A 22,897-nucleotide genomic window follows, 5' to 3' on the forward strand; every position below is an offset into this window, starting at 1 on the left:
CGCATATAGGATAAAGCAAAGCGCAGTTGCTGTCAAGCCGGGGGTCTGCTCTCTTTGCTCAAGGCTGTTCCTGACCTGGCGGAGGAGAGGGCTGGTTTATAGCGGCCCACTCATTCAAGGTCATCACCAGATCGATCACATGCTTAAGCTCCGGCCAGAGCCGGCGCGCCGCAGTCGCGCTCAGCTCGCCGTAGTCGCGCAAACGAGCCGGGTGCAGCTCCTCCAAATCACACCAGAGCAGGCCGAACTCCGCCAGCATCACCGCCCGCAGATTCTCCTCGCTCGCGGGCAGCCGATAGGCGCGGGCCAGCCGGGCCACCTCGCTTCGCAGCTCGCCCAGCAGAGCCAGCAGCTTAGCGCGCTGCTCAGGCGTAAAAGGATCAACCATGCGCGTTAAGGCCAGCAGCGGGGCCTCCTGGCGCTGCAAGCGTTCCTCCGTCCGCCAGGCCGCCAGCTCTATCCGACGCAAGGCCGTTGTCAAGGCCAGGCGTATGGTTGGCGAGAGCGCGGGCGCGGTCTGTTCTCCCTCTTCCTTGTGCGGCTCCTCAAATGGTAGCTTACTCATCGTCCCTCTCCTTTCTCAGTGCAGGCCGTCTCTGTCAGTCTGGCCTGCATCCCCGGCGCCAGGCGCAGCAAGGTTCGCAAGCGTCTAAAGAGCGGCAAGACCAGGGCCAGGGCCGGCCCGGCGAAGGGGAGATCATAGCGTGCCACCTGATCAGCGGCGCGTGGCTCATACAGCGTCAGCCCAGAGCCGAGCAACGAATAGCGCAGCTCCAGCGATGAGAGATTCCACGGAGCGACGCAGTGCAGACGCAGCGGCTCCTCATCCTTCTCTGCACCCGTCGGCCAGCGCCCGGCCCGGCCCCCAGTGGCCTCCAGCACCAGCAGGGCGCGCCGGGTCAGCGCCAGCCAGCGGGGCGGACTACCGTATTCAGTCAAGGCTGGCAGCCCAAGGGTCAGCAGCACCTCCTCGCGCCCCATTCCTTGCGCCGTCAGCCAGGTTTCCAGCGTCTCCTCAAAGCGTCGGGTCAGCCGCTCAGGCAGTCGTCCCCCCAGGTCTGCCAGTTCCTCTACACGGCGCGGCTCCGGCTGCCAGGGCGAGAGCGCAGGCCAGACGCGCAGGCGTCGCTCCTCCTGACCCGGAGGCAGCGGCAGAAAGGCCTCTACAATCGCCAGCAACCGGAGCAGAGCCTCCTCGGCCTCCGGCCAGGCCGGAAACTCAACACGCAGCCGCTCCTCCCCCTGAGCTGCTGTCACGCCCAGCACCAGCTGGAGCAGCGCTTGCTCCGCGCGCCGTCCGGCTCGCCGCGCCGCCACGGTGGCCGTCTCGCCCTCGATCGTACAGGAGCGCAGCCGCTCTACTGGCAGCGTCCGCGCCACATAGCCCCCTTCCGTAAAGCTGCGGCCCTGAGCAAAGTAAGCACGCAGCCAGAGCACCTGGCGGTCGCTCACCAGCAGCAGCCCCTCGGGCAGGTACCGCCCCTGGCGGCGCAGCAGGCCCAGCCCAGCGGCCTGGCGCAGAGGTGGGCGCTCCACAAAGACCAGCACCTGCTCATCCTCATCGAGCAGCTGGCGCAGCACAGGCTGAAAGCGTGGCGCCACAAAGCGCAGCAGGCGCGCCGGCTCCGCGAAGGGCAGCGAGGCATCGGCTCGCAAGAGCAGGCCCCCGGCGCGCAGAGAACATTGTTCTGCAGCCAGGCTGGTGGCGGTCTGCCAGCTCAGCGGGGTCTCGTGGAGAGACTGAGCCTGCAGCGTCCCCCGTGGCTGTGATGGCTGGCTGGCGCGGCGAGCCTGACGCGCGGCCACCCGCAGTCCCTGCAGCACCTGCGCGGCCTCCTCTGCCGTCAGCCAGCGCAGCACAGGCCGCCCCCCCTCAGTGAGGAGTCCACGCTCACGGGCAAAAAAGTCCTCAACCTGGCGCCGCCAGGCCGGCTCAGCCAGGCAGGCCAGCACCGACGGTGAGACCGCCGCCTGCGTCTCCGCGTCGACCAGCGCCCCCAGCCAGAGCCAGTCATCTGGCTCGTCAGCCGGCACTAGCTGCAGGGCCGCCACCAGGCGCACGCGCAGCCAGGTCTCGGGCGGAGCGCTCTGCGGCAGCAGCACCAGCAGACGCAGCTCCAGGCCCTCCTCTGGAGTAGAGACGGCCAGGTCCGCCGGCAGCCCTGGGTGAGCCGCCGTCAGCCCGCTCACCCAGAGACGGCCCTCCTGCCAGCGATAGCGCAGACAGGCCGCGCGTGCCGCCGTCAGGCGCGCTGTAAGCACTGGGCCGCTCTCCGGCGGTGACTGCCGGATCAGTGTAGTCTCGTCTTCAGCAGAATCGGGAGAGCGCCATGACATCATCCAATAGCCTCCTCTCCAGCGAGCGGATCAGCTAGCTGGTCAGGCCCGGCCCTTGCCTCACGGCCTACAAAAAAATGGCTTCTACGCACCGCCCTGGCCGGCTGTGCCAGGGAACAGTGAGTAGAAGCCATCAGCCCTGAAAAGGCATTAAGCGGGCTTCATCGCTCTTCTACCGTACTGGTAAGCATAAGTAGTACGAGTGGACGAGTAGCGTAAGCGCAGATCAGCGCCTACGAGATCAGACCTCCGGTGCCCCGCTCACACATGAGAGCGAGTGCGCAGCCAGAGATTGACGAGCAGCGCCAGCACCAGCCCCACCAGCAGCCCAATCAAGGCTGCGCGCCCGGCAAACGGCTCCTGCCGAGCCTGCAGCAGCGCGACCTCTACCAGGCCGCTGCCCACATAGAGGAAGACGGCTAACACCAGCAGAGCCAGGCCCAGACCGAGCAACACCGGTAGCAGCCGACGCCGACCAGCCATCTTTTTCGCTTCCTCGCTTTTCGGGCGGTCCTCTCTGGCTGGCTCTCGCCCCGCACATGAGGCGACGCGAGACTCAGCCTCTCAAGAGAGGCCCACCGTCGCAGTCTATCTATCTACTATGTATATGTATTATACAAGCCAGCTCAGCGGGCGACAAGGCCGGGCCGGCCACCGGCGCCAGCGTGCCGCTTTTGTTCTCCAAAGCGTGACTGGAAGAGCGCGCCCGAACTTTGGTATACTGAGGGGAGGCAGGAAGCCCCGGCCCACCCCAACGCAGCAGCGAGCAGGACAGGAAGGTTGCCGCAAGCCGAGGGGAGTACATTTTGTTGTGATCGTGGTTATGGGAGTAGCCTGGGCCAGGACCAGTGCCGGGCTTGACGAGTGAGCGGGCTGTGCGTCCCAGGCCCAGGGGAGGAGAGAAAACCTTGTACCGCGGCGAATCACCCATACCGACCCAAACAGCCGTTGAGATCGTCTGGTTACCGAAGCAAGAAGACTACGCCCTGCGCCTGAAGCCAGACAACAGGTTGCGGCCCCTACCGCGTCAAACGGAGGAGTGGCGAGCCTGGCTAGAGCGTCAGAGCACCTTCACCTTCAAAGGGCAGAGCGGTCGTCTGATCGTGCGTCGCGAGACCCGCAAAGGGCGCCCCATCTACTGGTACGCTTTTCGTCACTGCCTGCACCGCACCTTTAAGCAGTACGTCGGCAAAACCGAGGCCCTCACGCTCGAACGCCTGGAAGCGGTCGCCGGCCAGCTAGAGCAGGCCTGTCAGCGCCTGCGTGACTACATGCGGGCGCGCCACGAGAAAGGGCTACGCGAGGAGGAGGAGCCGCTGCTGCAGGCCAAACTCCGGCCACCGGCGCTGCCCGGCGACCTCATCCGCCGCGAGGCTCTGCTAGCCCTGCTCGACCGTGGAAGCGAGCGGCGGCTGATCCTTCTCTGCGCCCCGGCGGGCAGCGGCAAAACCAGCCTGATCCGTCAGTGGCTGGTCCACCGCGAAGAAGAGGCCGGCGACGCTGGCGCGTCCCCCGCCGCCTGGCTGACGCTGGACGGCGCCGACAACGATCCGGCGCGCTTCTGGCGCTACCTTGTCGCCGCCTGCACGCCCTGGCTCAAGCACGAAGAGAGCCAACGCCTCACCGCCGGGTCCTCCAGCGTCCTGACCGCCAGTCTGGTTGGACTGGCGCCCGTTGACGTTGCCGCCAGTGCCACCAGCATGCCATTGAGCAGTCAGCTTATCCTGCTGCTCAACCTTCTCAACGAGCGCAAGGCCCGTGGCCTGCTCGTCCTCGACAACTACCACCTCATCAGTGCTGAGGCCATCCATCAGGCCCTGATCCTCCTCCTTGACCACCTGCCCCCCGGCCTCTGCCTGGTCCTGCTCACGCGCGAAGAGCCGCCGCTGCCGCTGGCCAGCCTGCGCGCCGCTGGCGCCCTGCTAGAGCTACGTGGTCCAGAGCTACGCCTCACCCAGGCCGAAAGCGCCGCCTTTCTGAGTCCCTACGGCCTCAGTCCCGAGCAGCTTGAGCAGATCGACCAGCTCATCGTCGGCTGGCCGGCTGGTCTACGTCTGCTCTCCCTCCTGCTAGAGAGTGCCCGTCTGGCAGGCGAGCGAGACGGCAGGCCGCTGGCCCCTTCCACCCTGGAGCGTCTCCTGAGCGGGTTCCGCGGCAGTCAGCGCCCGCTCTTCGACTACTTTAGCAGCGAAGTTCTGCAGGGGCTGCCGTGGCACCTGCAAGACTTCCTCCTGCGCACCTGCTGGCTGCAGACCCTACAGCCCGAGCTTTGCTGGGCCGTCAGCGGTCAGCCGGAGAGCGGTCTCCTGCTGGAGGAGCTAGAGCGCAGCAACCTCTTCATCGAGCCGCTTGACGCGGGGCGCCGGACCTACCGCTATTACCCCCTCTTCGCCGAAGCCCTCCAGCACGAAGCCCAGCGTCGCCTGCCGCCCGACGAGGTACGGATCATCTACTACCAGGCCAGCCGCTGGTACGCCGACCACGACCAGCTCACCGAAGCCATTGAGCTAGCCCTGCAGGCTAATCTCAGCCAGTGGGCCGCCGACCTCATCGAGCGCCTGACCGTTCCCCTGTCGCTGCGCCTGCAGCAGGGTGATCAATTCCTGCAGCGTCTGCGGCACTGGCTGGCGGCCCTGCCCAAGTCGATCATCTGGAGTCGGCCCCAGCTTTGCCTGCTCAGCGCCCTGACAACCCTGACAACCCTCTCTGAGGAGCGCCGCAGCCAGCGGCGAGGGCGTGACCTGATGCCCGCCGAAGAGGCCCACATCGGCGCCCTGCTCAAGCAAGCAGAGAAGCTGTGGCGCGAGAGCAACGATCAAGAGGGGCTGGCGCGTCTCCACGCCTGTCGCGTCCTCGTGCTGAGGCACCTGCCAGGTTCGCCCGAGGAGGCCGTCCGGCGCTTCCATGAGAGCACCGTCTACGCGCGCGCCGCCCTGGAGCACCTGGCCCCCGACGAAAGCGACTGGCGTTACTTCTGCCTGGATCATCTCTTTGCCCATGCCCTACAAAGCGGCCACCTCCTCGACGCCGACCAACTCAGTCAACAGATAGAGAGACTCCTGCAGCAGAGCGAGAGCAGCGCCGAAGCCGACACCTGGTCGAACAGCGTCAGCGGCCTGCGCGCCTTCACGCTCACCCTGCGCGGCCAACTCTACGAACCCGCCCACATCTATCGTCAGCTTATCGAGCAGCACGGCACCCAGCACCCGCTCACCCTACTGGCCCGCCTGGGGCTGGCCCAGATCCTCTACGACTGGAACAACCTGGCCGGCGCCGAAGAGCAGCTTCGCCTGCTGGAGGAAGACCTGAGCCGTCTCCAGGCGACGGAGGGCGACGACAGCAAGAGCGACGACGACGAGCGCAAGACCTTCATGACCTCTCTGCTCGGCCTGGTCGCTGGCCACCTGCGCACCCTCATCAGCCAGGCTCGCGGTCAGCTCGATGAGGCCTGCGCCCGTCTCCGTCACCTGCTGCTGGGGCTGAGAGGTACCTTCTCCACTCCAGACCTCTATCACCACCTGCTCGGCGACCTGCTTGTCTGGCTGGTCCGCCTGGAGCTGGAGCGCGGCAACGTTGAGGCGGCCCGCGACGGCCTGTACGAGATTGGGCGCCTCTGCGGGCTGACAGGCAGCAACGGCCAGGAAGCCCCCGAACAGCTTGCCTCAAGGCTGGTCTGGGAAGAAGAGCCGCGGCTCCTTAGCGCTACGGCGAGTACCGCGCCAGTCGAGGAGAGCCAGCGCCAGGCTGGTCAGCTGGCACCTCGTTTTCAGGGGAGAAATAGCCTGCTGCTTGAGCAATACCAGCTCCTCAGCGCCCGCCTGCTGCTGGCCGAAGGTCAGCCCCGGCAAGCTCGCCTCCTGCTGGAGGAGGTGCAGGAGCGGGCGCGTCAATGTGGACGCGGGCGCGGCCTGCTGCAAGCCCGCCTCCTGCTCGCCCGTGCCTACGCCCAGCAGCGCGACCCCGTCCTGGCCTGTACCTACCTTTGTAGCGCCCTCGAACAGGGGCAGATAGAAAGTCACCGGCGCCTCTTCCTGGACGAAGGCGAACCGCTGGCCGCCCTCCTGCGCGAGCTTCTGCCGCGCATCCGTGGCCAGCTCCTGCGCGCCTATGCCGAGAGCCTCCTACAGGACTTTGCCAGCGCGCAGAGCCAGCAGCCGCCCATCATCACCAACGTCGAGGCGGCCCTGCCCGAGTCATTCTCGGTCCAGGAGCTGCGCGTCTTACGCCTCCTGGCCGTCGGCTACAGCAACGCCGACATCGCTCGCGAACTCGTCGTCTCGGTCAACACCGTGCGCACCCACGTTCGCCACATCTATCAAAAGCTCAATGTCCACAGCCGCCACCGCGCCGTCGCCGCCGCCCGTCGCTATGGCCTGCTCCAGGCGGGTCGGCCCAATCATCCCGGTCATCATCCAGAAGGATGACGCCCCCTCATCCCCTCCTGCGTTACACTACCAGCGAGAAACAGAACAAGGTCCACTACCAACACAACTCACGACCCGGCCAGGACGAGAGCAGAGCAGGAGCGGGAAGAGAGAAGGGGAAGCGAGCCTCCTGCTCGCTCACGTCTGAGGGCTTTCCCAGACCAGAAAGGAAGAAGGACACCATCGATGTACACCCCCATCGCGAGCGAGAACCAGATCGGCCAGTTGGAGCGCCTCACGGTTGAGAACGCCATCGAGGTTGAAGGTCTGGTCAAGCGTTATAAAAAGGCTCAGCGCAACGCCGTCGACGGCGTCAGCTTCCGTGTTCCCGCCGGCAGCCTTTTCGCCCTGCTCGGGCCGAACGGAGCCGGCAAGACCACCGTCATCTCTATCCTGACCACGACCCTCAGCCCGACCGCGGGCCAGGTGCGCATTGCCGGCTACGACCTGGAGCAAGAGGCCCCTCACATCCGGCGCCAGATCGGCATCGTCTTCCAGAAACCCAGCCTGGACCAGAACCTGACCGCCGAAGAGAACGTCCGCCTGCATGTGGCCCTGTACGGTCTCTACCCCTATCGCCCGGCCTTTCGCCTCATGCCCGCCGCCTACCGCCAGCAGGTCGAGGCCCTGGCCGAGCTGCTCGACATCAGCGAGAGCCTTTTCAAGCCCGTCAAGACCTTCTCGGGCGGCATGAAGCGCAAGCTAGAGATCCTGCGTGGCCTGCTCCATCAGCCCGCCGTTCTCTTCCTTGATGAGCCAACGACCGGGCTGGACCCCGAGAGCCGTCATAGCCTGTGGGACTACCTGCGGCGCGTGCGCGCCACAGGGCGCACGACCATTTTTCTGACGACCCACTACCTCGAAGAAGTCGAAGAGGCCGATGCGGTCTGCATCATGAGCCGCGGCAAGATTGCGGCCTCGGGCACGCCCTCCCAGCTCAAGGCCAGCCTGACGCAGGCCCGCCTCCTGCTGGATGCGCCCGAACGGGCCCGCCTGCGCCAGGAGCTGCAGCAGCTTGGGTTTCCCTTCTCTGAGACCGGGACCGCCTTCGAGCTGCCCATCGCCGGCCCCGACGTCCAGCGCCTCCTCAAGCGCCTGGAGACGCCGCTCAGCCTGGTGCAGACGCACGCCCCCAGCCTGGAGGAAGCCTACTTACAGATCATTGGTCAGCAGACTCTGGACAGTGAGGAGGAATAAAACAGCATGGCAACGCTTTCCCCCCAATCGTCTTCTACGCCGAGCGTGGCCCCAGCCACGGAAGTCAGCCAACACGACGAGCTGCTGCATCGCATCCTGGAGACGCAGTCGGCCCAGCGCCCCCTGAACCAGACCTGGAACGCCATCGTAACCATCGCCGCCCGCGAGATCATGCGCTACCGGCGAGATAGGGCTTTTCTCGTCTTCTCAGTCATCATGCCCATCCTGCTCGTTCTGGGCCTGGAGGGGCCGCTGCAGAGCAACTTTGGTCAGGCCGTTGGCTACAGCCTGGTGGCCTTCGCCATCACCGGCATCCTGGCCATGACCCTCTATGAGCACACCCTGCAAGGCCTCCTCTCGCTGCTGGAGGACCGCGAGAACGACTTCACGCAGGAGCTCCTGATCGCTCCCGTCTCACGCTACGCCCTGATCGTCGGCAAGATCCTGGGGGCCTCGGTAGTCGCTCTGCTGCAGGGTGTACTCGTCCTGCTCCTGGGCATCTTCTTCTTCCACTTCCCAATCTCGCCCTCGGGCCTGACCCTGCTGGTGCCCGTGGCACTGCTGACCTGCTTCTCAGGTGGAGCCCTGGGCCTCCTCCTGCTCTCGCTCTTCAACAGCCAGCGCAGTGCCAACCAGGCCATTCCTCTGCTACTCTTCCCACAGTTCTTTCTGGCAGGCATCTTTATTCCCATGCGTAATCTGCCCTGGTACCTGGACCTGCTCTCGAAGATCACCCCGCTGCGCTACTCCGTCGACTTGCTACGCAACGTCGTCTACAGTGGGCAGCCCGAGTATAGCAAAGTCGTACTGGAGGGGCCAGCGATCAACCTGGTGGTCGTCTGCGCCCTGACGCTGCTCTGCCTGGTGGTGGGCACCATCCTCTTTGTGCGCAGCGAGCGCGAGCGCTAGCCCGAGCTGGCGCGAGAGCAATCAAGCAAGTAAGCAAGCAAGGGAAGAGGAAAGCAGCTCCTGGCGCTCCCGCGCCTGGAAGCGGGCCGGGGAGCGCCAGGGCCAGCGGCTAAAACAGAGCCGGCGGGCAAGTCTGGAGGTGCTCCGTAAACAGATAGACATCGATGGTCACGGTAGCCTGATCCTGGCCCAGCGTATAGAGCGGATCGTAGAAGGAGGTGCAGGTAAACGCAAAGCGCTCCTGGCGGCCCATTTCGGCGAGCAGGCCCATCACCTTGCGCGAGACATCCAGCGCCGTTCCGATGGCGTCCACGGTGGGAGCGCCATCGTAGACGATGACCAGGCCGGCGGTGCGTCCGCGCAGGAAGCCCTGAGCGCGCACCTGCCTCTTGAGCGAGGCGATGGCTCCGGCATCGTTGGACAGCAGGCCGTTGGCATCGACGTTCACCGTAAAGCGGTGATGGTGCAGTTCGAGGCGCGGCAGCACCGTCGGTGTCGGCGTGCTCAGATGCGGCGTAGGGGTTGGCGTCGGCGTCGGCGTCGTCGGGGGCGGGAGGCGCGCATAGCTATTGGCGGCCAGAAAGATCACCGCCAGGCCGAGCAGCAAATCGGCAAAAAGCCAGCCGGCCAGCAAAGTGCTCTCGCGCACGCGGGGAGGACGCTGAAAGCTGGACATCGTTGAATACTCCTCTCAGCTCGGCATCGCTTCGCTCAGGGCTGTCTCCCACTGGCTTCGGACTGCGGCCTCACAACGGGCGCCAGAGTGCGGAAAGCGCTAGCCACCTCGGCGACCAAGGCCGCCGTCTGCTGCAGCTCGCTGGCTCCCTGGCGCAAGGTCTGCACAGCCTCGCTCAGACTGCCGGGGGAGCCAGGAGCAGGCAGGCGCCCGTCCTGGATGGCTGCCGCCTGCAGGCGCAGCGTATCCTGCATATCGACGGCAATGCTGCGCAGGTAGATGGCTCCCTGGCCCAGAGCGTCAATGGCGTCGTGGAGATTCGTCAGGGCCTCGCCCAGCCGCAGGGCCAGCACCTCCTGCGCCTGGCGTTCCTGGGAGAGTGCGCTCAGGAAGCCCTGCCAGGTCTGGGCGGTGCTCTCCAGGCTGGTGGCCAGGCTGGCCAATTGACCTACCGCCAGATCGAGGGCATCGATGCTGTTCATCAGCCGCTGCCAGCCTTGAGCCAGTGGCTCCAGTGAGGTCGAGACCCTCTGGAGCCGGTCGTTGGCGTCGACGAACTCCTCAAGCAGGCGCTCATGACGCTTCTCCAGGCTCTGCACTGGCCCGGCGACCCCCTGGAGACCCTGGGCGATGGTCAGCGTGGCCTCCTGCAGGGTCCTGGCGGCTCCTTGCAGCTCGCTGGCCAGCCGCCCGCTCCCGTCGAGCAGATCAGCCAGGTGCTCAAGCAGCTTCTGGCCAAGATCAAACTGCTGGGCGAAGCGCTGGTTGATGCCCTCGACGGAGCGCGCCAGCTCCTCGGCCACCGCTTTAAAGCGGTCGCTGGCCTCAGAGAAGTTCTGTCCGATGCGCGCCGCCAGACGATCAAAGGTAGCGAGCACGGTATCGGCCATCTGTTCGATGCGCAGGGCCACGTCGGCCAGATTCTCGCCCGGCGCCAGGGCCATGCGCTGGTTGCGCAGCGCTAAGGTCGCCTCGCTGACGGCGTGGACGAGTCGGCGCTCAAAGAGCCTCACCTCCTGCTCGCGCTGCTCCTCCCCGCGGCGCTCCAGCAGCAGCGCCCAAAGGGTCAGCAGGAAGACAATCAGCAGCAGCGAGGCGTCAAACAGGCCGACATTGCTCAGGCGCCAGATGGCGGCCAGACGATCATCAAACCCTTGTTGCCAGAGATAGAGGAAGGACTGCGCCGCATCGGGGGGGCAGAGACTGCGCTGCTGCAGACAAGGCTTCAGGAAGGCCTGGTAGGCCGCGCTGGCCTGGGCAATGCCCAACCAGGTGACCATGATCGGCAGAAAGATCAGCACATTGCGCGCGCCTTCTACCAGGCGGAAGAGGAGTCGTTTCGGCTGCCGCTGCTCACGATAGGCGGCGACAATCAGGTCGGGCGCCAGATAGGCGCGCAGGTCCAGACCAGTCCAGGCCATCCCCGTCCTCTGACCGGAGCCAGAGAGCACCGCCTGCACCTGCGCCAGACGCTCGGCCCCCGCCTCGTCAAAGATCCTGACCTCTTGCTCCAGGTGCTCTAGCTCGTCCTGGATCTTCTGTATGCTCAGCATGCTTATCCTCTAATAAAAATCAAACATAACATCATAAAAATGGAGATGCAGAATATAATCGTTATTGCATTTATGATATGCATGATAGAAGATGTCGGGGATCGTTGGCCTTCAGCGACGCGGACGCAGACCGCGCCGCCCGAGCCAGGGCAGGCCACGCAGGCGAGCGCCTTGCTTGGGAAAACCCTCGGGTTTCAGCTTCTCCAGGGCAGGCTGCTGCCCCCGTGGCTTCTTTGGCTCTGGTTTCAGGTGCTTGAGCTTCAATTTATTGGCTATTTCCTTAAGCAGTGCTGCATAGCCCTGATCATCAAGCGCCTGTCGCAGGTAGCCAAGGGCCTTTTCCAGCTCTGGCCTGGTCTGGCGCTGCTCGAGGGCCTCCGCGACCCGCAGCCAGCTCCAGGCCAGCAGGATCAGGGAATCCGGCAGCGCAGCTTTGGGAGCGACCAGTGTCCTGAGCAGGCCTCTCGTCTTGGGCTGTCTCAGCCGTTCTGGCGTCAGGCTCAGCAGATAGAGATGGGTCAGGTGGGTCAACTCCCAACAGCGGGCGTAGTCGGGGCGAGCGAGATAGATGGGGCCATACTGCTCCAGCAGCCAGGCGCCTTCTTCAGCGGTCAGCGCACTGCAGGTCAGCAGCACCTGCAGATCAAGGGGATCAGGCTGATGTTGCAGCCACGCTTGCAGTAGCTGCAGCTTCTCATCGAAGGGAAGCGAAGCAACTGCCTTGCGATAGAAGACGACGCCGGGGCGAGTGCGCAGGAAGAAGAGATCGCCCTGCTGGGCGCCCGTTTTGATGAGGGAAAGCACGGCCCTGGTCTCCGTCGCTGGCCACACAAGAAGCAGCCGTTCACGCAGAGAGTTCGAGGCCTGGGCAAAGAGGAGCGTCACAAGCTCCTCTCTCTCAGCAGCGATCGACGTGAGGCAGAGCAGAGTAAAGAAGCGCAAACACAGCTCTTCCAGGGCCGGCAGGCGCATCTGCAGATAGACTGGCGCGTAGTAGCGTAGTTGCTGGCTATAGCTGCGCAGAAGCTCGCGGCGATAGTTTGCGGCAACGCGCCCCTGCTCCAGAGCGCTCAGCTCTCGCAGCAAGGCTGAGCCGTCAAGCAGCTCCTCCATCTCGTTCTCGGTGGGCGGCGGACTGAGCTGGCAACAGCGGGTCAGCAGCTCGAAGGCCGGAGCCGCTTGATCTCTCAGCAAGACAACCGCCAGGCGCAGAGCGACATCGCGGCTCCCCGCGTCCTCTGCCTGGCCCAGGAGCTGGAGCAGCCATTGCCAGTCTCGCTCTCGGAGCGGCAGCGGCGCCCCACCGGCGGGCCGCAGCAGCTTCTCCAGCACGCTCAGCAAGAGGCGTAAGCGCATCTCACGCCAAGCGGGCGGCAGGTCCAGCGATAGGAGCGAGCGGCAGGTCTCCCAGTTCTGATATCCCTGCAGGAGCCTGTCCACCACCTCGCGGTAGTGTTCCGCCTCGCTGCTGGTCAGGGTGGAAGCAGCACAGTCGAGGACCTTGCTACAGCGGTCTGGCCTCGCCAGCAGGACAGGATAGGCCGCGGGATCATCGAGCAAGGCCCTGACGGCCTCCTTTAGCAGCTCGCGCCCGGCCCCCAGGGAAGCGAGCGTTAGCAGGAGACGCACGCGAGCCGCGGCAGAGAGTCTGGCCCCTTGCCATAGCCTGCGCACCTCGTTTTCAAAGAGCACCAGGGAGTGATCGAGCCGTCGCTGCTCCAGCCGTAGCCGCGCAAGCCGGCTCAGGTCTGGCAGCACGCGGTCGAGCAGCGCTTCGCCCTGCTGGTCATCGCAGAGCCGTGCCAGAATCTGGCGGCGCACCATGAGCTGAGACAAATCCTCGGGGTAGCGGCTGATAATCTCGACGACCTGCTCAGGCCCCAGGCTGCTCTGATTGCTGCGCCAGCGCTGGTACTCGCGGAGGAAGCCATCGATCGTGCTGGCCCCTCCCTCAAGATCGCGATGAAGCTGCTCGATGAAGCTGAGGTCGCCCCCGCGGAAGGCCGCACAGGCCAGCTCCACAAAATCCCGGACCTCGGGCCATTCGCGAGGCGACGAATGCAGACCGGTAAAGAGATTGAAGGCCCAGGCGCCGCGATAGAAGCCTTCACTGACGAAGGTCGCGGCATGCTGTGGCAAGGCCGGGCAGGTGGCTACCAGCGCGAATGTGCGCCGGATGAGGCGCGAGCTGCTCAAATCGCCGCTCTCCTCGTAGGTGCTGAAGGTCAGCCGGGGGCGCAACACAGGCGGCAGGAGCCGCGCCAGGGCCCAGACCAGCCAGGCCGCCTGATCGGGAGTGGCGACCAGGCAAATGGGAGGAATGCCCGTCTCGCTCTGGTGCTCGCTGGCCAGGGCCTCCCTGCCGCCGCCCCTGATCTGCGAAGAGGTTTTTTCCGCCTCACGCTGAGCCTGCAGGCTATCGCTGCGCTCCTGCTGATCGAAGAAGGCCAGCAGCAATAGGGGCAAGAACTCCAGCGCAGCGCTGCGCTCGCTCTCGCTGAGCTGGAAAAAGTCCGGTCCGCGCGGCACAGCCTCGGGCCGCCAGGCCCGTTCCCAGCGCTTGCGCAGGCGCAGCTCCAGCTCCTCGCGCGGGATGGGAGGGAGCATGACCCCATGCCCGGGGTCGTCGCTGGTACGCCAGAGCAAGGCATCCTGATAACGCCAGAAGCAAATCGCACGGTCGGGGCCAAAGGTGGGTTCCAAGCCGGCCAGCAGATGCACAAAATAGTTCCCGGGGCGCCCGGCGCCGTCGCGCCCCGCGTAAACCTTGTGCAGTAATAGGCACTCGTTGCCGCTCTTGACCAGCGCCAGCGTCCGCGGCGCCTCCTCGACCGCCAGGCTGGTCACATTAGCATCGGCAGGTAGCTGATAGCGAAGATAGGGCTGCACCTGCTCCAGACGCCCCTCACTCTGCAACGCCGGCGAGCAGGCCCGCACGCGATAGCCAGCGGCGAGTGAGCTTTCCAGGCCACGCTCAGACCAGGTATACCAGAGCTGCTCAATCTGCTGTGAATTGGCTGCTTGATCGTTCATCATCCGCTCCTCCGTGCTTGATAGAACGGCGCTGCCGTTCCTGTCGGCCCACCCGCCCACTGCGCTCCCCCTCTCACCACCCCCTCAGCTTCCCTCACCGCCTGCAGGCAGGCAGTTCAGGGCTGCGCCCGCCGCTGAGAGAGTTGCCAGGCTTGAGCTGACGGAGCTCCGGCCAGGAGAGCCTGGCCCCCGTGCGCTGGCGCCGCGGCTGCGGAAGTGGGCCGGGCCGGGAGCAGGCGGAGCTCGTGTAGCACCCAAAGAAAAGGATCAAGACAACGCCAGGGATTGATCGCCGGAATGCCCCCCTGCTCGTCTGGGGTATAGCCAATAGCCGAGACCGCCGTGTAGCACACAGGGTCAAAGAGCTGCCCCCGATAAAACTCGACGGCCTCCACGAAGCGCCCAAGGTCATATTCATAGAGCAGTTGCCGCACTTCCTGATCAACGCTGGTCAGATCGGTCAGATCGAGGCCGCCGCGGTAATCCGGCTGACGCCTGAGAAAGCTAAATTGCTGGCCAAGAGGCCGCAGCTTTTTGAGCAGGTCCGCTTTAGAAAGCGCGATCGCCAGGGGCCGCGGACGCCGCACGCCGGACTGAGCCAGCGGGAGGACTATTTTGCCGAAACTATCGAGCGGATGCCCCAGGGCCAGACTATGGCCATAGCGAAAATGGGGATCGCTCGGGAGGCTGGCGCGCATCGCGGGAACAGCTACCGGATCAAGCATGAAGATTATGGCGTCCGCGTTGAGCACATAGGGAGCATAGCGGACCTGCCTGGCCTGGATGACATAATCTTCTCCAGAGGTATCATAGATGACAAGATTAAAGCGCACCGGGGGCAGGTCCGGCTCCAGACGAATGGCAATCTCGTAAATGATCGGCTGGTGAGTCATCTCAATTGCGCGCGGCGTCCCCCGCGGCACCACCTTATCAACAAAGAGCGGCTTCCCGTAGTCGCGCTCGTAGCGCTCGCGAGCCTCGGGCGTCAGGCAATGGCAGCGGAATCGCAGATGACTGGGAATAAAGGCCGCCTCCTCCAGAAGGTGCAGGAGCACGGCAATGTACACGCTCTTGCCGGAGCTGACATCACCAATGATGGCGATCGTTACCTGGCGCGTGCGCTCAATATTGTACGGCAAGGGATATTGACAGTGCGAGCAGATGCGCACCGCCTGCCGCCTGACAAACCATTCACTCTGCAGCGACGTGGGGAAGAGAATAGAGAAGACGCGCCGGAGGCCAGACGGCTCCTGCTGCAGCGGGACGAGCGTAGGGAGTGCCTGCAGATCAGGAAGGCTGACAATGGCACAGGCTCCAGGATAGATGCGCTCGCAGCACGAGGGACAGATGGCGACACGTCCGCGATAGAGCAGGGAGGTCAGTTTCTCCCAGAGAAAGCTGATTGCAGCGATCAGAATCTGCCTCAAGCTCATATGATGGGTGCTCCCTCGCATAGAATGGGCTGGCTCCAGTCAGGCCAGGTCAGGCCCGCCCAGGCGTAGCCGGGAGGGACGGAGGGCCTGCACTCCGCCCCGTCATCAGGTGAGAACCACCTCCGTCTCAGGCAGCAGGACGGCGCTCAGGGCACGCCCTGGCCACCAGAGCGCGTCTGGCGCCTGCTCCTCTGTCCGAGATCCATCGCGCTGCGCCCACCGGCCTTTCACCTGGCCATACCAGTCCTCGGGCAGCAGGGCACAGAGCAGCACATGGAGGCGCGAGCAGGAGCCTACCGGCAGGTCCAATGAGGCCGGGTCCTGGCCAAGCGCCTCGGGCTGGCTCACCAGGCGGTAGTGAGCCAGCCGCTCCAATTGCCACCAGCGAAGCGGCTGCGGCAGGGGCGGCAGCTCCTGTACACTCCAGCAGATCAGGAGATAGCGTAGCAAGGGATCGGCAGGCCAGCGCCAGGCGACGATCAGGCGCTGGCCCCCGCCGGCTGAGCGCAGGCTCATGCGCACGTCCGCTGGCTGGAGCTGCTCCGCCAGACGCCGGCTGGCGACTCGCAGTTGCAGCGCATAGCGCGCCAGGGGCTGCGGCTGCTGGATGCTCCTGGCAATCAGCAGCATGCGTCGGTAATCGCAGGCACGCCAGGCCTCCTCCAGTTCCTTGACGAGCCGGATCACCTCCAGGCGCTGGCTCTGGGCCGCAGTCAGCAGCCAAGGAAAGACCGCCAGCAGCTCCGGCTTGTAGGCCGAGGCTAGCTGCTCATCCGCATGCTCCTGCTTCAGCAGGTGGAGCAGCTCCAGGGCCTGGCGCGCCTCGGCGAGAGCGCGCCTGTGCTCAGCCGTGAGGCGCCCAAGCAGAGCCTCCGGCAGCCCGTTATAGGCCGCCAGTATTCGGCGCGGCCCCGCCTCGCCAGCCTCGTGCGAGGCCGTCATGAGCGCCTGCTCAAAGGCCCGCCACTCTTGCTCTTGCGTCCAGAGGAAATGCAGACGCTCTTGCTCCTCCGGCGAGAACTGGAAAAAGGCGCTGTGCGGGCTGGAGAGCAAGCGCTCATAGAAGGCGAGGAGGCGCTGATCATCCTCATAGGCTGCGACGAACTCCTGAGCCAGCTCCAGCAGCTCGCGCTCATCCTTGCTGAGGCGGACCTCTTGCAAGAGGGGATCAGCCGCGGCGGCGATCAGGCGCGGCTGGCGCGAGTGCAGGGTGCTCAGGAAACAGCTATAGCAGCGCCAGCGCTGACGGGCCCGCGTCAGGAGAGCGCGCTCCTCGCTGGTCAGGAGCAGGCTGTCCTCCGCCGTGGCCTCCTGTTCCAGTTGCTCGCCCAGCATAACGAGGCTGGCATCATCGTTTGCCTCGACGGCAGCATAGAAGCTGCGCGCCAGCTCCAGCTGCTCTTTTTCTACGGGCGTGAGAGCCGTGCACGTCTCCAGCAGCGGGTCATCAGCCTCGGCCACGGCCCGCAGACGGCGGCTGCGCAGGGCCATTCGCAGACGCGCCAGGGCCGCCAGACGGCGCTCGGCCAGCTCAGCCCGCGCGCGCTGCTCGGCGCTAAAGGAGAGCTGGGTCCCCGCCGGACCAAGGGCCAGGGCCTCATAGGCCGCAAGCAGGGCCTCATCGTCGGCCTCGGGGTCGGCCACCAGGGCACAGAAGCGGGCCGCCTGGCATCCGATCATCTCCTCCTCTGGCGGCAGGGAGAGGCCGCAGCGCCACACCTGCTCGTAGGCCGCGGCCAGAGCACTCACCTCACCGCTCCGGCGCGCCTCAGCCCAGGCCCTGGCCGCCTCGTAGCGCTCGCGGGCGGCCTGCACCTGAGCCTGTTCCTGCGCATTGAGGATCGTGGGGCCATAGAGCGAAATCAAGTTTGTCGCCGCGGCGAGCAGCCCCTTGTCATGGCGCTCCTGCAGCGCCTGGCGGAAGCGCCGCCCCTCAGTGATCAGGAGCTGCTCGCGCTCGGTCAGGGCACTGCAGCCATCGAGCACGGCATCGTAGCTGGCCAGAATGTCCTCCAGCGAGGAGCGCTGAGCAATGGCCTGGCGCAGACGGGCCAGCGCCTCCAGACGCCGACGCGCCAGCTCCGCGCGCTCTCGATAGGACTGGGCCGGCCCATACTGCTCCAGCAGCGGCAGCCAGGCGCGGACAATGGCCTCATCATCGCCGCGAGTCATAGCCTCCCTCAATTCGCTCAGGGCCTGCCGCTTTTCGTGCTCCGGGTCGAGCAGGCGGAACGGAAAGCGTACGTCCTGGACAGGCTGGAGACAGGCCGCTTGCAGCTCCCGCGCCAGTTGGCGAACCACCGGATCATGGCAGCTCACCAGCTCCTGGAAGAGGCGCGAGCGTGAGGGGTCGGCAAAGTCTTCAGCGGTAAAGAGCAGCGACTCGGGCGGCCTGCCGCGCTCACCGATGCGGGCGTAGCGTCGCCAGAGCGAGGGATCACCGGCCAGAGCGGAGAGAGCGGTCGTGATCACGAGGGCCGAAAAGGCGTCGGTCTCCTCGCTAAACGGGCGCTGATACATCTGCGGATGCTGGTAGTCCTGCTGGCCAGCCAGCACCGGTCGATAGCCGGCCAGAGGCGGAAGATAAACGCCGTCGTAGTCGACCAGCACCAGCCGCCCATCCTCGCGGACCAGCACATTGCTGCCAGCCAGGTCACCGTGTGCCATCTGTGCTCTGCGCATGGCCCAAACGATCTCCTGCCAGCGCTGGCTGAGCTGGCTGAGGGCCGCCCGATCGCCTTGGAGAGCAGAGGCATGGACCGCTTCGCAGAGCGTGCGCCCCTCGACCCACTCCATCGCGATCAGAGGGCAGACCTCGCTGCGGCCCTGCTCCTTCACCAGGATGCCCTCACGATGATAGGTGAAAGGGACCGTAATGGCCCTCAGCGCCGGCTGCGAGGCGAAGTAGTCGGCGATCAGGCGATAGCGTTCCTCGGTATCGGCCTTCATGTCAACATGGAAACAGCGCAGCGCGCGCACCTCTCCGCTGCGTGTGCGGAACTTGTAGACAACGGCAAAGCCGCCCTCCACTCCCCAGGGGCGCCTGATGGGACCCCGGCGCGTAGCAATCTCGACCATCTCGACCTGGCCTTCGCGCAGCTCAGGATCAGGCACCAGGAGACGGCTGCGCGCAAACTGCATGGCCTCATCGAAAGCCAGACGCCCGGGCATAGAGGCTACTCCGTCCTTTCTCCTCGGATCGGCGGCGCTTGCCCCGCCTCATCTCCAGCTTCGACCCCGCGCACGCCCAAGGCGCTCAGCGTCCGGCGCAGCGACGCGGCACATGGCTCGGCAGCCAGCAGCGGCGCATAGCTCTCCCAGAGGCGAGCCGCCTGCCAGGCAGCATCGGCGCGATTCAGGAGCGGGCGGAGCTGCCAGAGCAGCTCATCGAGGGCCTCGGCCACTCGCCGCGCCTGGGCGATTTCCTCATTCGTGGTCAGGCCCGGCGGCTGCTGAAAAGCGCCTCCATCGCCGTAGAGCACGGCCATCCGTCGACGGTCGCCAGCGCGGCGGGCCTCCTCGAACTCGCGCTGGCGTTGCTGCACAAGGTCGCCCTGATAGGACTGCGTTGCGCCCAGCAGGCAGGCCCGCGCGCTCGCCGCTCGGCAACAGGTCAGAACCAGCGCAGTGCAGTCGTCGTCGGCCAGCCCTCGCCGCGCCCGCTCCTCCTCGACAAAGGCCTGCCAGGAGGTCAGTCGCTGCTGGGCCACCAGCTCGAAGCACTGGCCCGGGGTCAAACTGCCATCTCCACCGGCCAACACCCAGCGCGCCAGGGCATCGGTCGCCAGCATCAGGCAGTCGTCCGCTTCAAGCGTCAGCTCTTGCTCCTGGAGACGGTGAAAGGAGCGGCGGAAGAGGGCCGCCCGCGAAGGCAGACAGAGCGGCGGCTTTGTGAACTCGGCGGGCGAGCGCAGAGGGAAGGACTCGACCAGCTCGCTGCCCGCCCGGCGCCAGAGCAAACAGCTATCGCCGACGGCGAGCGCCTTGGCCACCACACGCTCCGGCCCCGACTCGACTACGCGCAGCGTCGCCAGCGTCGCCTGACTGCCTTCACGCAGCCACTTGTAGCGCAGCGCCGGCGGCAGTTGCTCTGCCGGCAAGAGATAGCTCGCGTAGCGGGTCCAGGCCAGGTCTAGCCACCACTCTACCTCGAAGGGGTGAGCACTCAAGAGCGGATAGGTCACGAACAGCTCCGCCAGCGTCAAGGCCCACTCACGGGCGAACAAGGTCGTGCCGGCCCCATCGGCTACGGCAAACAGCCCACGCCCGGCATCCAGCGCGCAGGCATCCTCGTTGGTCTCGCGCTCATGCTCCGATTTCCAGTACTCCAGAATGCTGATCTCGGCAAACATCGACAGGTCTCTCCCCTGTCTCCAGCTCACAGCTACCGACAAGGACCTCACAGCGGACGGTCGCCGGCAGCCGGTCAGACAGGCAGGCAATTGACCCTCCCGCTGGCGCTCCGCGTCATCTCTCAGCGATTCGGGTCCAGAAGCTGAGTGGCTGGCAGGCTGGCGAAGTTAAACATCAGGCGCACGGAAACAGCGTCACCGTTAAAGATCAGGCCGCGGGCCTGCGGGCCGATGTCGCGCTGCAGCATCGCCGCTAGCAGCGCCCGACTGGTCTCGGGGACAAGGCTGCTGATGCGAAACAGGAGCTGGGCGTAGGGATCGTTGGGCAGCTCGCTCTCCGTTGCCGGGTACTCCACCGGCGCGTAATTGAGGCTGGTGATGTGCACGGAGAACAGGAGGGCATTGCCATCGGCAGTGGCCACCCGGCAGAGGTCCTGCGCGATCGGCGTCGGATCGCCATCAGTGGCCATTCCGTCAGTCACATTGATGACAACCGGCGGGTAGCTGTTGGGATGGGCCGCAGCCCAGCGCTGGGCCAGCTCGGCAGCATACCGCAAGGCGGCACACATCGGCGTCCCTTCTCTGGAGACCGGCTTGACCCAGATCGGAAAAGAGATCTCTAGCTCATAGACCGCGCCCGTCTCGTCAAGCTCGCGCTTCTTGCGCCGCTCCACAGCCAGGGGCTGATCTTGCAGCTCCCCCAGGGTCACAAACTCTTTCCGCCCAAGTCCCCCCTTGAGGGCCGACGTCACTGTCGTGCCACTGTATCCCAGAACGGCAATCTCCGCCCGCGGGCGTACTTCGGGGATGCCTTCCTTGTCAATGACTGTGTTGGCCGTGATAAGCTCGTTCAGGAAGCCATTGACTACTGTCGCTACCATCTCGCATTTGCGCCGCCCACCGCCAGCCTGCTGTAACCCGAATGGCTCATCCATCGATCCCGATTGATCAATCAGCAGAATAAGGCAGCCAGGTTGACGGCTGCTCCAGGGCTGCAGATATGGCATGACAATCCTGCTCCTCGTTCACCGCTTGCTGTTACACTGGAGCCACTCTACTGGGAGAACGCCAGTTACTCGACAATTTTGCCTATTTTTACATTACCGAGCTGGCAGCCGCCCCTACCTCATCCCTCTCCTCAGTCACCAGCGGAGGCGCAGCTTGACATAGCGGTAGTTGGCATACAGACAGGCAGCGCAGGCAGCCAGAGCCAGCAGACTGGAAATCACGCCTCCAAGGAGGCGCTCGCCCCCAACATGGGCGATGAATTTGTAAGCCCACACCCAACCGCTCAGCCCGTAATAGCACGCCACCAGCAGGCCCAACGCCTGGGCGACGAGTGGATGCCGACGGCTGATGGCCAGTAGGAAGAGGGCCATCATCAGGGGGATGGAGAGCAAGATCAGCCACCACAGCTTAGGAAGAGCAGCGAGTAGGAGAATCCCGGCCAGAATAATTAGCACGAAATGTGTAAATCGGAATAGACGAAATTCAGGTAGAGAGAGAAAGGAGCGGTGACCGCTGAAGAGATGCGGCGGTTTTACTGGCGGCAACTGGAGCGAGAAGGCAGGAGCCAGGAGAAGGCCCGAGGAGTGCGTGGGCAGATTGGGGAGCGTGGTTGAGGCCAGGCTCCCGCCAGGGGAGAACGATCGCCCTCCCAGGAAGAGCCTCGCCGGTCCCGGGTCGGGGGTCAATGCCGGCGTGAAGGCCGACGCGGACCTTGACGCGACTGCTGGCTCGTGACCCGGCCCCGACTGCGGCGGACGGCGCTGCGCGGTGACCGCCTGCTCCAGAGCCTCAGCGAAGGCTTTGACTCTCGGATAACGCTGATCGGGATCTTTCGCCAGCGCTTTGAAAATGACCCGCTCCACCGCAGGGGGAATATCGCCAAAGCGCGCCGTCAGCGGAGGCGGCGGCTGCGTCTGATGGAGCCGGCTCAGCTCCTGCAGGCGCACCTGCGCATCTGGGGCGGCACTGCTGAACGGGGGAGCGCCGGCCAGCCACTCGTAGCAAGTCACAGCGAGCGCATACTGATCGCTGGCGCGGCGACGCAGGCCCTCAAAACGCTCGGGCGCCATGTACTCGGGCGAGCCCCAGACCGCTGTCTCCCCCACCGACTGCGCCGCAGCCAGCGGATCACTGACCCGGAGCGTCTTGTGACCGATAATGGCAATGCCGAAGTCGCTGAGCCAGATCTGCCCCCGCTCGCCAATGAGCATGTTGGCCGGCTTGACATCGAGATGCAGAATAGCATTCTCGCGCCCGTCAGGCTCGCGGAAGTCGTGGGCATACTGTAGCGCCGCCGCCACCTGCTGTACATAGCGTACCACCTCCTCTGGCGGCAAGCGCCGGCCCCGGGGTACAAGCTGACGCAGGCTCCCCCCAGGAGCCAGCGGCATGACCAGATAGGGCAAGGCGAGCCACTGCCCCTGCAGCTCCACCTCATGGATGCCGTAGTCAAGGAGCCGGATAATGTTGGGATGGCTGAGGCGCGAGATAATTCGCACCTCGCGCTCAAAGTCCTCGCGGCTCTCCAGCGAATCCAGCGAGCGTCGACTGACTTTGATCGCTACCTCTTGATCCGCCCCCCATCGGCCACGATAGACGCAGGCAAAGCCACCACTGCCCAGGACCTCGACCAGGCGATACGGACCTACCTGCTGGCCAAGTAGCACCTCGCCATCGATTTCCATGATGGGACCTCTCTCGACTTCAGAGCAGAGCACTCGCCAGGACGCACTACCGGCCAGCCACACCTCCTACGGACAGGGTCGGGAGATGAGGGCGCACAATGGAAGCCAGCCTCTAGAGTGACCCTGCATGTATATTGCAACGTAACCATGTCTCTATTGTACTGCCGGCAGCTTACTTTAGTAGCATAGCACAGCAACGCTGGCTATTCAAGCGTACGCTTACTCGGGGGGCGAAGCTGGCGCTACTCGCGCCAGCCAACTTTTTTTAGTAAAAAACGAACGCAATAGTG

14 protein-coding genes are annotated in these 22,897 nt (G+C 65.1%); 3 read left to right on the plus strand and 11 right to left on the minus strand.

Annotated features, from left to right (window positions below; translation table 11 throughout):
- Positions 1-58: 58 nt before the first annotated feature.
- From N688_RS16550 to N688_RS16560, 3 genes are all read right to left on the minus strand, one after another.
- Positions 59-565 carry a hypothetical protein gene (locus tag N688_RS16550; protein WP_052890316.1) on the minus strand — a complete coding sequence of 169 codons (507 nt, stop codon included), beginning with the start codon at positions 563-565 and terminating at the stop codon, positions 59-61.
- On the minus strand, positions 562-2,340 hold the full coding sequence (locus N688_RS16555; RefSeq protein ID WP_156025476.1) for a hypothetical protein: 1,779 nt from the start codon (positions 2,338-2,340) through the stop codon (positions 562-564). Before N688_RS16555 ends, N688_RS16550 begins: the two co-directional genes overlap by 4 nt.
- A 258-nt stretch (positions 2,341-2,598) precedes the next feature.
- Complete coding sequence (locus N688_RS16560; RefSeq protein WP_052890318.1) at positions 2,599-2,820, minus strand: hypothetical protein; 222 nt, start codon at positions 2,818-2,820, stop codon at positions 2,599-2,601.
- A gap of 425 nt (positions 2,821-3,245) precedes the next feature.
- Here N688_RS16560 and N688_RS16565 point away from each other — a divergent pair, with 425 nt between their 5' ends.
- The 3 genes from N688_RS16565 to N688_RS16575 all read left to right on the plus strand — a co-directional run bounded on the left by N688_RS16565 (position 3,246) and on the right by N688_RS16575 (position 8,867).
- The gene (locus N688_RS16565; protein WP_052890319.1) at positions 3,246-6,761 is read left to right on the plus strand and encodes a winged helix-turn-helix domain-containing protein; all 3,516 of its coding nucleotides are present in this window, start codon (positions 3,246-3,248) and stop codon (positions 6,759-6,761) included.
- Between the two features lie 186 nt (positions 6,762-6,947).
- Entirely contained in the window at positions 6,948-7,958 is a 1,011-nt protein-coding gene (locus N688_RS16570; RefSeq protein WP_081838938.1) for an ABC transporter ATP-binding protein, read from the plus strand.
- A 6-nt stretch (positions 7,959-7,964) separates the two neighbouring features.
- Positions 7,965-8,867 (plus strand): ABC transporter permease, encoded by a 903-nt coding sequence (locus N688_RS16575; RefSeq protein ID WP_052890320.1) that lies wholly within the window; start codon positions 7,965-7,967, stop codon positions 8,865-8,867.
- 109 nt (positions 8,868-8,976) lie between these two features.
- Here N688_RS16575 and N688_RS16580 read toward each other — a convergent pair whose 3' ends face one another.
- The 8 genes from N688_RS16580 to N688_RS16615 form a co-directional block, all read right to left on the minus strand.
- Positions 8,977-9,543, minus strand: a complete 567-nt coding sequence (locus N688_RS16580) for a hypothetical protein (RefSeq protein ID WP_052890321.1) — start codon at positions 9,541-9,543, stop codon at positions 8,977-8,979.
- Between the two features lie 35 nt (positions 9,544-9,578).
- Complete coding sequence (locus tag N688_RS16585) at positions 9,579-11,096, minus strand: hypothetical protein (RefSeq protein WP_052890322.1); 1,518 nt, start codon at positions 11,094-11,096, stop codon at positions 9,579-9,581.
- 111 nt (positions 11,097-11,207) lie between these two features.
- Entirely contained in the window at positions 11,208-14,132 is a 2,925-nt protein-coding gene (locus tag N688_RS16590) for a GAP1-N2 domain-containing protein (protein WP_156025477.1), read from the minus strand.
- 113 nt (positions 14,133-14,245) lie between these two features.
- Positions 14,246-15,562, minus strand: a complete 1,317-nt coding sequence (locus tag N688_RS16595; RefSeq protein ID WP_052890324.1) for a TRAFAC clade GTPase domain-containing protein — start codon at positions 15,560-15,562, stop codon at positions 14,246-14,248.
- Positions 15,563-15,667: 105 nt separating this feature from the next.
- Positions 15,668-18,733: a hypothetical protein gene (locus tag N688_RS16600; RefSeq protein ID WP_052890325.1), complete on the minus strand. Its 3,066-nt coding sequence runs from the start codon at positions 18,731-18,733 to the stop codon at positions 15,668-15,670.
- A 5-nt stretch (positions 18,734-18,738) separates the two neighbouring features.
- Positions 18,739-19,914 (minus strand): protein phosphatase 2C domain-containing protein, encoded by a 1,176-nt coding sequence (locus N688_RS16605; protein ID WP_052890326.1) that lies wholly within the window; start codon positions 19,912-19,914, stop codon positions 18,739-18,741.
- Between the two features lie 122 nt (positions 19,915-20,036).
- A complete protein-coding gene (locus N688_RS16610; protein WP_052890327.1) occupies positions 20,037-20,921 on the minus strand; it encodes a vWA domain-containing protein in 885 nt (294 codons plus the stop codon).
- 135 nt (positions 20,922-21,056) lie between these two features.
- Positions 21,057-22,607 (minus strand): serine/threonine protein kinase, encoded by a 1,551-nt coding sequence (locus N688_RS16615; protein WP_052890328.1) that lies wholly within the window; start codon positions 22,605-22,607, stop codon positions 21,057-21,059.
- Between the last annotated feature and the right edge of the window lie 290 nt (positions 22,608-22,897).

This window comes from Thermogemmatispora carboxidivorans, assembly GCF_000702505.1.
GTDB lineage: Bacteria > Chloroflexota > Ktedonobacteria > Ktedonobacterales > Ktedonobacteraceae > Thermogemmatispora > Thermogemmatispora carboxidivorans.

Coding starts and splice junctions, on each gene's coding strand:
- N688_RS16560 (WP_052890318.1), bottom strand. CDS start 2,820: ATGGCTGGTCGGCGTCGGCTGCTACCGGTGTTGCTCGGTCTGGGCCTG.
- N688_RS16610 (WP_052890327.1), bottom strand. CDS start 20,921: ATGCCATATCTGCAGCCCTGGAGCAGCCGTCAACCTGGCTGCCTTATT.
- N688_RS16585 (WP_052890322.1), bottom strand. CDS start 11,096: ATGCTGAGCATACAGAAGATCCAGGACGAGCTAGAGCACCTGGAGCAA.
- N688_RS16555 (WP_156025476.1), bottom strand. CDS start 2,340: ATGATGTCATGGCGCTCTCCCGATTCTGCTGAAGACGAGACTACACTG.
- N688_RS16600 (WP_052890325.1), bottom strand. CDS start 18,733: ATGCCCGGGCGTCTGGCTTTCGATGAGGCCATGCAGTTTGCGCGCAGC.
- N688_RS16615 (WP_052890328.1), bottom strand. CDS start 22,607: ATGGAAATCGATGGCGAGGTGCTACTTGGCCAGCAGGTAGGTCCGTAT.
- N688_RS16580 (WP_052890321.1), bottom strand. CDS start 9,543: ATGTCCAGCTTTCAGCGTCCTCCCCGCGTGCGCGAGAGCACTTTGCTG.
- N688_RS16595 (WP_052890324.1), bottom strand. CDS start 15,562: ATGAGCTTGAGGCAGATTCTGATCGCTGCAATCAGCTTTCTCTGGGAG.
- N688_RS16605 (WP_052890326.1), bottom strand. CDS start 19,914: ATGTTTGCCGAGATCAGCATTCTGGAGTACTGGAAATCGGAGCATGAG.
- N688_RS16570 (WP_081838938.1), top strand. CDS start 6,948: ATGTACACCCCCATCGCGAGCGAGAACCAGATCGGCCAGTTGGAGCGC.
- N688_RS16550 (WP_052890316.1), bottom strand. CDS start 565: ATGAGTAAGCTACCATTTGAGGAGCCGCACAAGGAAGAGGGAGAACAG.
- N688_RS16575 (WP_052890320.1), top strand. CDS start 7,965: ATGGCAACGCTTTCCCCCCAATCGTCTTCTACGCCGAGCGTGGCCCCA.
- N688_RS16590 (WP_156025477.1), bottom strand. CDS start 14,132: ATGATGAACGATCAAGCAGCCAATTCACAGCAGATTGAGCAGCTCTGG.